The organism is Paenibacillus sp. 22594 (assembly GCF_052044425.1).
Lineage (GTDB): Bacteria > Bacillota > Bacilli > Paenibacillales > Paenibacillaceae > Paenibacillus_AQ.
Genome location: NZ_JBQENA010000005.1, coordinates 382,894 through 395,919, shown reverse-complemented (window position 1 = coordinate 395,919; position 13,026 = coordinate 382,894). Strand labels below are relative to the sequence as shown.

Here is a 13,026-nt window from a genome sequence, read left to right as displayed (position 1 = left end):
GTGTTATTCATATGAAGAAAAAAACATGGGGTATACTTATGCTGACTATAATAGTAGCAGTCGTTACTGGCTGTGTGTCCAATTCATCGAAGGGTAATCCAACCGTAAAGCTGGCCTATGTGGCCTGGGATTCGGAAATTGCCAGCACGAACGTGGTCAAAGAGGTGCTGGAGTCCAAGCTGGGAGCCACAGTGGAAATGCTGCAGGTCGATGCCGGCCCGATGTGGGCGGGAATTGCAGACGGCAGTGCCGATGGCATGGTAGCCGCCTGGCTGCCGGGTACACACGCCTCTTATCTGGAGAAATACGGGAAGGACATCGAGGATTTGGGTCCTAATCTTGAAGGGACCAAAACCGGGCTTGCTGTTCCGGCTTATATGAACATAAAGTCTATTGAGGATCTGAAGAATACCGAGGTGGCGAAGTCCCTGAACCACCAGATTATCGGGATTGAGCCGGGTGCCGGTATCATGACCTCGAGTCAAAAAGCGGTAGACGCCTACGGACTGAGCGAATATACCCTGCTGGAGAGCTCTTCGGCCGCGATGGCGCAGGAGCTGCAAAAGGCTTATGCGGACAATCAGCCGATTGTCGTCACCGGCTGGACGCCGCATTGGATGTTCGCCAATATGGACCTGAAGTACCTGGAAGACCCGCAGGGTATCTATGGCGGAACTGAGCAGATTCACACCATGGTCCGCAAAGGCCTGAAGGAGGACATGCCGGCAGTCTACCGGTTCCTGGACCAGTTTCAATGGACAGCTGAGGATATGGCACAGGTAATGGTGGATATCCAGGGAGGCAGGTCACCGGAGGACGCGGCGAAGGTCTGGGTTTCCGAACATGAGAATCAAGTGAACAGCTGGATAGCCGGGATCGAATAACCGTTCTTTTGAATCTGCGGAATTTTGCAGCAGCTAAAAATGTATGCTATGATGTATGGAACATAAGGCTACAATTTTGTAACTTGTACGCTAAGATTCTGTTCCTACATATAATATATGCACTAAGCAGATTCATTTATTAGACACCCCGTAAGGGGTGTTTTTCTTGAAATATAAGAATTTCTATGATTCACGTCGGTCCAAGGATGTAAGAAAGGAGGCTGCTCCATGACAGAGACCATTAATGCCTGGATCGATTGGCTGCTGCAAACACTCGGACTCAGCGGACCGTATATCCTGTTCGTCACCATTCCGCTAGCGGTACTGCAGAGTCTGTTCGGATTTTTCCCCCTGGCGATCCTTATTGTCCTTCATGTGTCTGTATTTAATGTAATCGGAGGAATGGTCATCAGTTGGCTGGCCTGCAATTTAGGGGCAATCCTCACCTACTTCCTCTTTCGGCGGTTTCTCTTCGACTGGTTCGACCGGAAATGGCGCTCCAAGCTGAAGCGGTATGACAAGTGGCAGCGCTACCTGGACCGCTATGGTATCTGGACACTGGTGCTGCTGCGGACGGTCCCGGTCGTGCCCAGTAATATTATTAACTTCATGTCGGCGGTGTCGCCGATTAAAGTACCGGCTTTTATCTGGGGGACGGTTCTTGGCAATCTTTCTTATATCTGGCTGTTCGGAACGATCAGTTCAACACTTGTTGTACCCAGAGAGGAATGGAACGGATTCCTGACTTGGTATGGAGTATTTGTCGTTGTTCTTATTGCTATCTTTATCCGCCGCCACTGGGGACATCTGCAGGAGGATAAGCGGAGCCGGATGGAATAGCGATCGTGGCAAAATAATGAGGAATGTTTCTTACGGGAATGTACCCGGGGAACATTCTTCTTTTTTTTACCGTTCCCGAATAGCCTATAGTAACCGGAGGCGGCTTGACCTCCGGGAAGGCGGGGAGGGACAGAGGGGATGGGCAGAATTAAAAAATGGGGGAGCCGAAGCGCAAGAGTCCCGGGTTTGCGGCGGCTGCGGCTACCCAAGCTCAGCTGGGACGGCATTCCGAGAGCCGCGGGACGAAGCCCGGCGTTCAAGGCCAGGCCAGCGAAGGATGGAATCCCAAGACTTGCAGGCGCAAGTCGGGCATTCCGGGCCAAGCCCTCCAAAGCGGGCGGCCGGCTGTCCGTTCAAGGGATACGGTATGGAGAGCCGAAGCGCAGCAATCTTCTTCGTCTGCCGGGCCGGATGAAGAGAAGGAATACGGCCTCTGTTTCGAAGGGACCGAGTCAGAAACCGCGTAATCGGGGCAGATTCTGGATTATTTTCAGTCTGGTGCTTATTCTGTCGGTCATGCAGAGCCTGCGTTATGTGGAAAAGCATTTGCGGCCGCCTATTCTTCATTTGGCACAAATCCGTGTGAAGCAGATTGCCACGGAATCGATCAATAAGGCGATCACCTCTCAAGTAGCCGACAAGGGAAACGCCGAAGCACTGATTGACTGGAAAACGGACAAGAACGGTAAAATATCAGGCTTCATGCTTAATTATAAGGAGCATATGCGCATTACCTCACAGGCGGCAGAGGTGATACAATCCACGTTGAAGGAGCTGCACAATCAGACGGAGCATATTCCGCTCGGCCAGGCATTGGGAAGCTCGCTAATTGCTTCCTACGGTCCGAATGTGCCGGTCAAGATCGAACCGCAAGGTGCGGTGAAGGTGGAGCTGAACACCCGCCAGCAGGATGCCGGAATTAATATGATTCTGGTCGAGGTCTATATTCATATCGTCACAGAAGTGGCAGTCATTATCCCGTTCGATGTAGAACCCCAGGTTGTGGATACGGAAATTCCCGTTTCCTATCTGATGGTGGTGGGCGATGTCCCGATGTACTACTACGATAACCAGGGTCAGCCAGTCGGAGAGAACGGCAGCAACGCGCCTGGAATTGCCATCCCCGCTCCTTCCACAGGCGGGAGCCAGCCAGGACCATCGGTACCAAGCGGAGACAACCCAGGAAATAACAGTTCCACAGGCGAAACTGACGATTCTACGAATTCCGGAACACAGAATACCAGCCCTACGGGAGATGAGACAGGCAGCGGCATCGGTGCACCCGGCAGTCCGTGAAATCATTCCGGATTCGTTCCGCCTGAAAGTTTATCTTAAATGAGAGGGATATACCAGACATTTGGCTCATACACTTTAGGCAGCATCATTTTTACCTAAATGGAGAGTGAGCCCTGATGACATATGAAACTAATTATTCTGCCAGCATAGAACGTCTGGCGGGCAGATATAGGTACTTGGAGCAGGAAGGATTGCTTCCACTACCGTTGAAAGACGGCGTAACTCTGGTGGTCCAGCTGCGTCATGCCGGGTGGGCTGCGGAATGCCTGAATCTTCTTCAGCAGCATTCCGGTGCTTCCGTTACATTGATTGGTGTTGCCATGGATCGGGATTTCCTGCTGCCGCCCTTGGCGGAGGCTTTTTCGGGGGTGACCTTTATTCCGTATGAATCCGGAAATCATGGGGTGAACGAAGCCCTGGCTTATGCCGTGACCCCTTATGTCGCGCTGATTGAAGATACGGTGATGGTATCTCCGGGCTGGATTGGCCATCTGCTGTGGCCTTCAATCGATGATCCGGCTGTCCAGGTCATTGCGCCCCGCTCCTCTACAGAACTTGGGGAGGGGAGGGAGCAGCTGCATTTTGGCACCGATCTGGAATTGTCCGCTTATGTCAGCCATACCCTGGGACGACAGCAGGGTGGCTGGCATGAGGTGGAGGTGCTGGGCGGCTCCTGCCTGATCTTCACGCGGGAACTGCTGCTGCGGATCGGCGGGTTCGATCCGGGACTTGTCCGGCGGCAGCTGATGGTGGCCGACTGGTGCCTCCGGGCCCGGCAGCTGGGGATTCGTCTTGCGCTGAGTGATGCCGTGTACGTTCATTCGCTCCATCCTCTAGAAGCGGATCACGGGGGCAAGCAGGAAGGAGAGCAGGCCTACCTGGCCAAATGGGGACTGGATGCCAGTGCAGTGAAGATGGATACAGATGCGGGTATTCTTCCGGTGCCTGCGGATGTATCCATTTTGCTGCCAAGACCCGGGATACCGCTTGGGAGATCAGCGGTTGCCCCGGTTCCGCTCGTTACAGCGGTCGTCTTTTCCGATGGATTACTTACTTCCGGGCAGTCTCTTAGATCCCGGCAGCGGCTGCAGGACCAGCAGAGCTACGGCAATATCCGCTGGGTCTGGGTCAGGGACATCCGCAGTGAAGCTCTCCCGGAAGTTGCTGTGCGGGAGCAGGATGCCGTCATTGCCGTTCAAGGCGAGAAATCCTGGCTTCATGCGCTGGAGAACATCTCCGCCCTATACGGGAACGAGATTGTAGTGTATCTCTCTGCTTCCGCTGATTATGACACTCACTATGTGGAGCGGATTGCCGGGGCTGTCCGGCATGGTTCAGCCGACCTCGTGGTCAGCCGGACGGGTTCGGCAATGGAGGAGCCTGCATCTGATCATGGATGGCCTGGTCCGACCGCGAAGAAGCTTCCACTGGAACGGATTGCACACAGGAGTGGAATAGTCCCGGGCCGCATCACCAGGGGGGAGCCCCCTTACAGTCTTCTGCTTGCGCCCGGGTCTTCCCTGGCTATAGGGTATATAGGCGGTCCGCCTGAGCTCAATGCCAGCAACATGCAGGCAGGCGGGGAGGTATGCTTATGAACTATTTGATTCTCAGCCGCGTCTCCTGGGAAGAGTATCCATATAAAAGACTGCTGGATCTTTTGCCGGAGCGGGCAGACATCTGCTTTGCCGGAGGGATGACGCCTGAGCAGCAAGCCTGTAGCGGAATCCGGCCGGTGGCCATGACGGAGTTGAATACTTTGGATGGCGGGAGTTTTACTCTGCTTGTCTCTTCCCCCTATTGGCTGCCCGATGTGCTGGCCCTGCAGCCGGCCTACACAGTGGCTCTGCTGGAGCCGTGTCCGGAAGGCGAGAACGAGATCATGTGGGAAAAATATAGCTCACTGCTTGCCGCCCGAGCTGACCTGGTAGGCACGGTTTCGGAACGGTTATACCTCGAGCAAAATCTGTGCAGACCGAAGGTGGTCTATCTCAGCGGAGATTATCCGTTGTCCTGCGGGCTGCACCGGCGGGGAGAACGGCTGTTTTTTCTGTCCGACTATGAGGAGGTTTGGACGCGTGCGCTTACCGGATTGTGGCAGCCGGCCTGCACCGGGGCAGGGGACTGGCTTGCCATTCAGCGCCGGCTAAGGGCAGACTTCTACGTGTCCATGTGCGGGAAGATGCCTCATCAGCCTACGGTGCATTATTTGGCCGCCACCTATCTATATTTGTTGGGAGATGAAGCCGCCGAGCGATATTTGGCGAAATCTTTTGAACTCATGCTGCTGCATGATTATACCGATTGCCTTCACTCGCACTACCGTTTCTTCTCTGCCATTGAGGCCAAGAAGGGCAATCTGGCGCTGGCGGTTGCCCAGTACGAAATCACGGCATTTACCGAGGAGGAAAGAAGTACAGCCGTGCAGATGAGAAGGTGGCTGGACAGTGGAGACTCCGGACTGCTTCAGGCGGAACTTTACCGCGTGAATGAGGACGTCGCGGAGGCGATCCGCGTTCTGGAGAACTTGCCCTGCCCTGAAGCGCAGCCGCTGCTGCTGCAGAATTATATCGCCTCCTTCCAGTGGGAAAAAGCGCTGCAGCTTCAACGTCTATCGGCGCTCAGCAGCAGCGAGGCAGGAGCCGTCCCGCTGCCTGGCGGTGCAGTACTGCAGGGTGGCGGGACGCCGCCCGCAAGTACGGCCCTGCTGGCAGGGACCGGAATTCCCTCCTACGGCGGTGCTCAACTTCCGGTCATTGAAGGTACGATGCATCTGCTGCATGGCAGAAGACATGCGGCGATCCGCAGCTTTCTGCGGGTGGCAGGCGCGGGCGGAGAGGCGCGGACATTATTCGCCGAGATGGCCGACCTGGAGGAAGCAGTAGGACGATTGAAGGGGGGAGCCGATGATGAGCAAGGATAAGCCGCTGCGCAAAACCTCCGGAAATCGTCTTACCGCTATGATGCAGGTAAGGAATGAGAGCGGACGTTATCTGGAACAAGTGCTTGAGGAACTGAGCGGTTTTGTGGACGATATTGTCATTGTCGATGACGCCAGCACGGATGGCACCGCACGGCTGTGCCATTCATTTGCCAAGGTGACAAAGCTGGTGACACTGGAAGGCTCACTGTTCAACCGGGAGTGGGAGCTGCGGCGGACGCTCTGGGAGCTGGCGGTGTCAACGGACCCCGACTGGCTGCTGTCCGTGGATGCTGATGAATTCTATGAAGAAGAGGCCAAACGGGAAATGCGCCGCCTGATTGATCAGGATGCTTACGACTCTGTGGCGTTCCGGCTGCATGACTTTTGGGGCGGTACGACGCATTACCGTGAAGATGAGCACTGGAACATTCATATGAAGCATACCCGGACGCTGGTCCGGTATCTGCCGCAGTTTTATTATTTTACACCACAAATGAATCACCATGTCCCCCGTCTGCCGCTGTCTTACGCTGTTTTGCCTTCTTTCTTCGCTGAGCTGCGTGTGAAGCACTACGGCTGGGCGCTGCCGCCTGAAGCCCTCAGGCAAAAATATGAACGCTACATGGCGCTGGACCCCGAGGGGAAATGGGGCAGCCTGGAGCAATACCGCTCTATTTTGGACGACAACCCCAATTTGGTGGAGTGGCAGGACAGGCAGGAGCACGAAAGACCGGAATAGGTGCAGCGGAGAATAAGTTGCAGGAAGCAGCGGATTGGCCGATTGCTCTTGCAGGAAATGCCGTGGAATCATTTCACCTCATCAACAGCCGTCGCGGAGAGCCGTTCTGACGAGCAGCAGCCAGGGAATGCTTCCCCGGGGATTCTTGGCGGGAAAAGCTTCTGCCGCCAGCAGCAGCTTATGATAGCTGAGGCCCAAGGCTGCTGCAGCGCTTCCCGATTGCTGCAGCGCCTTCCCTGCAGCCGGATCAAGCTGTGGCACTCTCCCGCAGGAATCGGCTACAGCTGCATAGAGCAGCCATTCTGCTGCACAGGGTGTGCCGCCATATTGCTGCGCACGACCACTGTATATAGAGCACCATTGCTCCCTGAAGGGAGCAGGTGCTTGCAGCAGTCCGCGCAGCAGCGGCTGAGGCAGGTGGCACCACTGGAACTGAGAAGGAGGCGTGTTCCTGTATAGCTTCAGCAGGCTGCTCCAGGCCCCGGCCTGAAGCAGCAGCTGTACAGCGTAGGACAGGCCGGGAAAAGATAACGGCTGGGCCGCCGCCGGACCGGCCGGATGATCCGCATGGCCTGCCAGTTTCGCTGCCGGATCACCGGAGTGATCCGTATGGCTCTGCTGCGGCCATGTCGCATCGCCGCCACCGGATTCCAGCCCTATCCGGTGGTGTACCTCCGCGAGGCCTGGCCTGAGAGGGGCCAGACGCGCGAGCCATTCCCCTGCAGCGGCGGCGTCGCCGGTGCGGCAGGCCCAGGCCCACAGATAGCCGTGTACCCACGGCTGCTCCGGGCCTTCATGCAGCAGCTGCTCCAGCGGAGCCGCAGCAGCTGCATCCAGCATCTGCGTGTGCCGGAACAGTTCCGGCAGCACACGCAGGATGGCTTGCACCGGAGCCGGCAGCTGAGGTGCAGCGGTCAATACCTGCAGCCATTCCCAGGCATGGGCATTCAGTGCTGCAGGGATACATCTGCCCAGCAGCTCTGAAGGCATGGCCTGAAGGGTCTGCCAGGTCAAGGTAGTCAGGCGCTGTTCCTCTCCTGCCAGCAGGCAGAGGGGAACAAGCTCTGCCCAAGCAGCAGCGCAGCCGGCATCATAGCCTATCGCCTGCTCCCAACAATCCGCCGCTTCCTCATAGCGGAGCAGCCGCTCACAGACCAGGCCCAGCACCAGGCAGGTCCGGCTGGTCCCGCTGCCGGAGGAGGAGGGATATTTCTGCGAGGTGTCTCCGCTCTGCAGGGCTATTTTCAGCAGGTGGTAAGGCTTCTGCAATTCTCCTTCTTCCAGGAGCAGAACAGCGTAGCTCTCCAGCAGATCCGTGAAATCGGGAAATTGGCGGAGCCCGGCTTCATAGATGGCTTTGGCCTCTTTAGTGCGTCCGCTGGCCTGCAGGGCATAAGCCGTTTTCATATAAATATCGGCAAGATATCCGGAGCCCGCAGGGGCTGTCTTCAGCAAAGGAAGCAGAAGTTCAGCGGCAGTCCCATACGCTCCTTGCTGGTAATGTTCGGTCGCCAGCGCGTACTGAAGGGGGATACTCGCCGGATCATACTGCAGTGCGTTTTGGATCAATTCCAGATTGCGGGCTGTTTTGTTCTTGCGGCGCAGCTCCTCATCCAGGTAGCCGTAATGCAAGACAGGAAGCGCTGCTGCGTAGGCGATGTTTCCGTCCGGCAGCGCCCAGATGCTGCTTGCAGCTTCTTCATGGATACTCCCCTGGAAGACAATGCGTTCATCGTTGCGGAACAGCCGGCAGACATTATCCGTGACATAGTCCCCCCTATCCGCTTCTCCTACATAATGGATAAAAGGCAGGAAATAGCCGTCCACCTGCTCTGCGCCGAGCAATTCATTCAGGACACCAGCCTGCCAGCCGTCTGCAGCCTCGTCGGCGTCAAGCACAAGAATCCAGGAACAGGAGGACTGCCGCAGTGTCCGGTTCCGGGCTTTGGCGAAATCCCCCTCCCAGGGAATTTCAATCACCTGTGCCCCGAGGCTCAGGGCAATCTCCATGCTGTTGTCGGTAGACCCCGTGTCAGCAATGATGATCTCCGACACCAATCCTGCAACCGAAGCCAGGCAGCGTTCCAGATGCTGTGCTTCATTTTTGACGATCATACACAGGGATACATCCGGGGTAGACATCTTCACACCTGCTCTCTCTAGTCTGTCACCCGTGGAAGCGGGAGCAATAGACGCGCTCTGCCAGCCGCGGGGTGCATGGGTGCCGAAGGGGCGAACGAGGCCAGCGCGACGTCAGCCAGCAGAATCCAGGTCCGGCTGCGCTGATATGCCGGGTGTGCGGTCATGCCTGCGCTGCCCGCGGCCATGTCCGAAGCCAGACCCAGCAGGCCGGCCAGATCCTCACCGTTTATGCTTTTGGCAGAAGCGGCAATGGTTTTTTGCAGCGACTGGACGCAGGCGCAGCTGTCATTCGCGGCCCCCGGGTCCATTTGCCCAAGGGCACTCTTTTCCAGCCGTGCCGCAGCTGCTTCGAAGCAGCCTTCATTCAACAGCAGAACGGCAAGCTTCCGGTGCTCCGCTGCAACTCCGGGAACATGCAGATCCAGCCAACCGTTCAGCTCGTTCTCCCGGCCCGCGCATTTCAGCGTGCGCACCAGCCGTGCAATCAGCGGCCAAGGCGCTGGATGAAGCTGGGCGGCTCTGGTATAGCAGGCAGCCGCTTCGCAGTCTTCGCCAATCTCCTGGCAGAGCTGCCCCAGCAAAGCCAGCGTTACATACGTCCCGCAGCCGGATTCCGTGTGATAGCCCGGTGGTGAAACGCCGATATCCAGCGCTTGCCGAAGCGCGGCTTTGGCTTCCATATAAGCTGCCGACTGCAGCAGCAGTACGCCTTTTAGGTGATGAAGGTCCGGGTAGTCGGGAAATAACGAAATCCCCCGCTCACAGGCTGCAAGCGCCTCCTGCACATTGCCTTTGACCGCCTGGCAGCGGATTTCGTACTTATACAGGAGATGGACATAGCTTGTATCCGGCTCCACCCGTTCAAGCGAAGTACGGATATGCTCAAGCGCAGGGTCATACTCCCCGAGCCGCATATATTCGACAGCCATATTAAAATGATGAAAAGCATCCCCGGGATTCAGCTTCAGCTGCTCCTTCAGCAGCTCGACATTGCGGCGGATCTTATCCTTTTTGGCCACCACGCCATTGGCATAGCCGTAATGATGAATCATCACAGTGCTCAAATGCATGGAGGCGGCAGGGGTTTCCTGCACGATAACCGAGGCGATTTGTTCATGAATGATCCCGCTGAAGCGGTAATTCGGGCGGTTGCGAAACATCCGCAATATCGGATTCACGGTAATCGTCTGTGAGGAGCGGGACGTTCCTGAGTGATTATGAATCCGCAGAAAAAATGCCTCATACTCCGTATGTTCCGCGCACAGCAGCAGCTCGCCCCTGCTGCCTTGATCCAGCTCCTCGTCTGCATCCAGCACCAGAATCCAGTGTCCCTGAGCCTGCTTCAGGCCGGCGTTGCGGGCAGCGGCAAAATCACCGCTCCAGGGAAAGGCCACAACCTTTGCCCCGAAGCTTCGGGCAATTTGAACGGTAGAGTCCGTTGATCCGGTGTCAACCACTACGATTTCGTCAGCCACACCACGTACGCTTGCCAGGCACTGTGCCAGATTATCTGCCTCATTCTTGACGATCATGCAGAGGGAAATGCGGTGTTTTGGTGTGCTCATTTTGCGGCTCCCCCCTGAATGTTCTGATTAGCACTCCACTGTGTATGCCAGGCAGTACGGTTCAGCACGGCGATGGCCTGATGGATCGCAGCGATGTCCTCTTGCAAAGGTCCCTGGGTATAAATCTCCGGGAAGCGGGCTTCAGCTCCTTCGAGCTCCTGCTTGGCCAGATGAAGGTAGCTCAGCGACAGCCCAATGCGGGAAGGGCTATCCGCTGGTGCTGTGGCAAGCATGTGCCGGAACCACTCAGCAGCCTCCCCATAATGGCCTTGATCAAAGAGCATCTCTGCGAGATAAAAAGAAACCTTCCCCCGCGTTTGCCCGCCGGCGGCCAGGGTAATCAAAAGCTCCCCTGCGGCCTCCAGCTGGCCCGCCTCATACAGAGCCTCGGCAAGTTCGGCCCGGTGTTCTGGAAACAGCCCGGCCAGTTCGGCAGCCAGCCCGAAGCTGCGCAGTTTAACCGCTTCCTGGATCAGCTCCGTGACCACCAGGGAATACTCACCGGCATCGTCTGGCGCAGCCGGAGCTGTAGCTTGGCGCGCCAACTTTTCACCAATAAGCAATAGCCCGGACCGCAAGGGCTCCGGCGCATCCGGAAATCCGTACGATTCTGTATGTTGTCTGTCTTCCTGCCACCGGCAGATGGCATGAATTATCCATAACCGCCTCGTCATATCCCTGTCTCTGTCTGTTTCCTGCTTCAACAGAGGAAGAGCCTCCCGCAGAGCAGTCCCTGCTTCCTGCAGCTGTCCGGTAATCATCCATGCGGAGACTATAGCAGGCAATGTCTCCCATTCCAGCGGAAAACCCGCACGCGGCAATCCGGCAATAGCCTCATAAGCATGGACGGATTCCAGTGCACGGATTACCGCACTTCTCCCGGCTGGCTGCTCTGTACCCGCAAGCTGGATCAACAGCGTGGAAATCTCCGGATCCGGCACATTCAGGCGCTGGAAGGCTAGAGCTATTCCCTGAAGTGCTGGACCATACATTGAATGATGCTGAAGGGCACGGTGAAACCACCGGGCCGCATCCTCCGTGTGTCCAAGCTGAAGAGAGTTCTCTCCCAGACGGGTCAGCGGGCGGAAGTTGTTCATGCCTTTCTCAGAAACATATTTTCCACTGAGGGCAGCTTCTTGACTTAGCGCAGCTTCCGATCCCGCCGCTGCGCGCTCATAGGACTGGCAAGCACGTTCGATCAGCCCCTGGCTCTCCCAGGATTGCCCCTGGATGAAATGCAAATCCGGGTAATCACTGTAGCGCCGCAATTCCCGTGCCAGCAGGGCATCAATCCCCTTCATGTTATTCATGGCCAGATAGATTTTACCTAAATCGCGGATCATCGAAGGACGGTAAGACACCTGAAGCGGAGCTTGCTGGATGGTATGGCAGAGCAGCTCTGCCGCTTCCTCCAGCCGTCCGTTCTGACAGCAGGTGACCGCCAGATTATAGCTGTAAAAAGGATTGTCTGGCTCTTTCCCCAGCGCAAGGCGCAGCAATTGCTCGTTGCGGCTGACTTTATTCCTCTGGGCCATGAGGCCCGGTAAATATCCCAGGTGGGTGATTTCGATATTGCTGCTGTGAATGACGGAAGCACCGTGCGTGCCGATAATGGAGGCGTCCAGCCCTTCATGGATGATTCCGTCGAATCTGAACCCTTTTCCATTGCGGAACAGACGGATTACGCTGTGCGTCAGCCGCTCCTCAGGAGAGCTTCCCAGCCAATTTTCTATGTTAACCGTATAAGCCATGGCTGAAGTGTTCTGGAGCATATCGGTAATTTCCCCGAGCGGTGTCTTCAATATTTCATCGGCATCTATAACAAGGATCCAATCCGTTTGCGCATGGGACAGCCCGGTGTTGCGCGCTTCCGAGAAATTATGGTTCCAATTCATTCGGTATACCTTGGCTCCGTATCCTTCAGCGACGCTCAAGGAATCATCGGTTGAACCCGTATCTACAATAACAATTTCATCCGCAGCGCCGGACAGGCTGTCCAGGCATTGGGGGAGAAGGGCTGCTTCATTGCGAATGATGAGATGTACACCGAGGGTGGGCTTTTTCACGGGTGTTCCTCCTTGGAGAGTCAGTTTCCCCACAGTTCTGTGATGCACGATGGGAGTGTTGTCCGGTAAAGGCAGACAGAACAAAGAGTACATGGGCTACCCATGCACTCTTTATCATTACATACTATGACCGATAGATAACTTACGTTCCCTGAGCATCGAAGATGACATTGATCGTAGATGCTGAACCCGGTGTTGACGATTGATAGGACAGCCGGGTGTACTTGAGGAACCGGGATGGAACAAGGACATCCACAGATCCGGCAGGAAGCGGATTGTTACCGGTTGTGTCGACAAAATAATTGGTTCCGTCCGCACTTACCTCCACCTGTGTATTTACAGGATTAGCCCCGGTATTCACGATGAAATAAGAATAAGTGCCCAGCACGCTTGTCGTGTTCGCAGGCAGAGGCGTAAGCGCATCGGCTGTTGTGATGCCGGTAGTAGCCTGTTCAATGAAGCTGCGCTGGGAAATCGAGGTTACGCTGCTGAGTGTACCGGCAGTAATCGTAGCCCCGAGCACGCTGGTAATCGTACCGTTTAAGAGGTTGGTGACCGTACCCGCCGATGA

At 56.1% G+C, this 13,026-nt stretch carries 10 protein-coding genes; 6 read left to right on the top strand and 4 right to left on the bottom strand.

The genetic code is table 11. The features are described from left to right. Nucleotides 1–11: 11 nt before the first annotated feature. From ACTJKB_RS19080 to ACTJKB_RS19055, 6 genes are all read left to right on the top strand, one after another. Nucleotides 12–884 carry a glycine betaine ABC transporter substrate-binding protein gene (locus ACTJKB_RS19080; RefSeq protein ID WP_440835977.1) on the top strand — a complete coding sequence of 291 codons (873 nt, stop codon included), beginning with the start codon at nt 12–14 and terminating at the stop codon, nt 882–884. A gap of 228 nt (nt 885–1,112) precedes the next feature. After that, a complete protein-coding gene (locus ACTJKB_RS19075; RefSeq protein ID WP_440835976.1) occupies nt 1,113–1,724 on the top strand; it encodes a TVP38/TMEM64 family protein in 612 nt (203 codons plus the stop codon). A gap of 138 nt (nt 1,725–1,862) precedes the next feature. After that, a complete protein-coding gene (gene yunB, locus ACTJKB_RS19070) occupies nt 1,863–3,020 on the top strand; it encodes a sporulation protein YunB (RefSeq protein WP_440835975.1) in 1,158 nt (385 codons plus the stop codon). Between the two features lie 116 nt (nt 3,021–3,136). After that, the gene (locus ACTJKB_RS19065) at nt 3,137–4,618 is read left to right on the top strand and encodes a hypothetical protein (protein WP_440835974.1); all 1,482 of its coding nucleotides are present in this window, start codon (nt 3,137–3,139) and stop codon (nt 4,616–4,618) included. Further along, nucleotides 4,615–5,943, top strand: coding sequence for a hypothetical protein (locus ACTJKB_RS19060; RefSeq protein ID WP_440835973.1), 1,329 nt, complete (start codon nt 4,615–4,617; stop codon nt 5,941–5,943). Before ACTJKB_RS19065 ends, ACTJKB_RS19060 begins: the two co-directional genes overlap by 4 nt. Further along, nucleotides 5,930–6,682: a glycosyltransferase gene (locus tag ACTJKB_RS19055; protein ID WP_440835972.1), complete on the top strand. Its 753-nt coding sequence runs from the start codon at nt 5,930–5,932 to the stop codon at nt 6,680–6,682. Before ACTJKB_RS19060 ends, ACTJKB_RS19055 begins: the two co-directional genes overlap by 14 nt. An 81-nt stretch (nt 6,683–6,763) precedes the next feature. Here the strand turns inward: ACTJKB_RS19055 and ACTJKB_RS19050 are convergent, their stop codons facing one another. From ACTJKB_RS19050 to ACTJKB_RS19035, 4 genes are all read right to left on the bottom strand, one after another. Continuing rightward, on the bottom strand, nt 6,764–8,824 hold the full coding sequence (locus tag ACTJKB_RS19050) for a tetratricopeptide repeat-containing glycosyltransferase family 2 protein (protein WP_440835971.1): 2,061 nt from the start codon (nt 8,822–8,824) through the stop codon (nt 6,764–6,766). Nucleotides 8,825–8,841: 17 nt separating this feature from the next. Next, nucleotides 8,842–10,389 carry a glycosyltransferase gene (locus ACTJKB_RS19045; protein ID WP_440835970.1) on the bottom strand — a complete coding sequence of 516 codons (1,548 nt, stop codon included), beginning with the start codon at nt 10,387–10,389 and terminating at the stop codon, nt 8,842–8,844. Further along, nucleotides 10,386–12,455: a glycosyltransferase gene (locus ACTJKB_RS19040; protein ID WP_440835969.1), complete on the bottom strand. Its 2,070-nt coding sequence runs from the start codon at nt 12,453–12,455 to the stop codon at nt 10,386–10,388. The genes ACTJKB_RS19045 and ACTJKB_RS19040 overlap by 4 nt, the downstream gene beginning before the upstream one ends. 142 nt (nt 12,456–12,597) lie before the next feature. Next, on the bottom strand, nt 12,598–13,026 hold a 429-nt coding region (locus ACTJKB_RS19035), incomplete at its 5' end, for a DUF6385 domain-containing protein (RefSeq protein ID WP_440835968.1).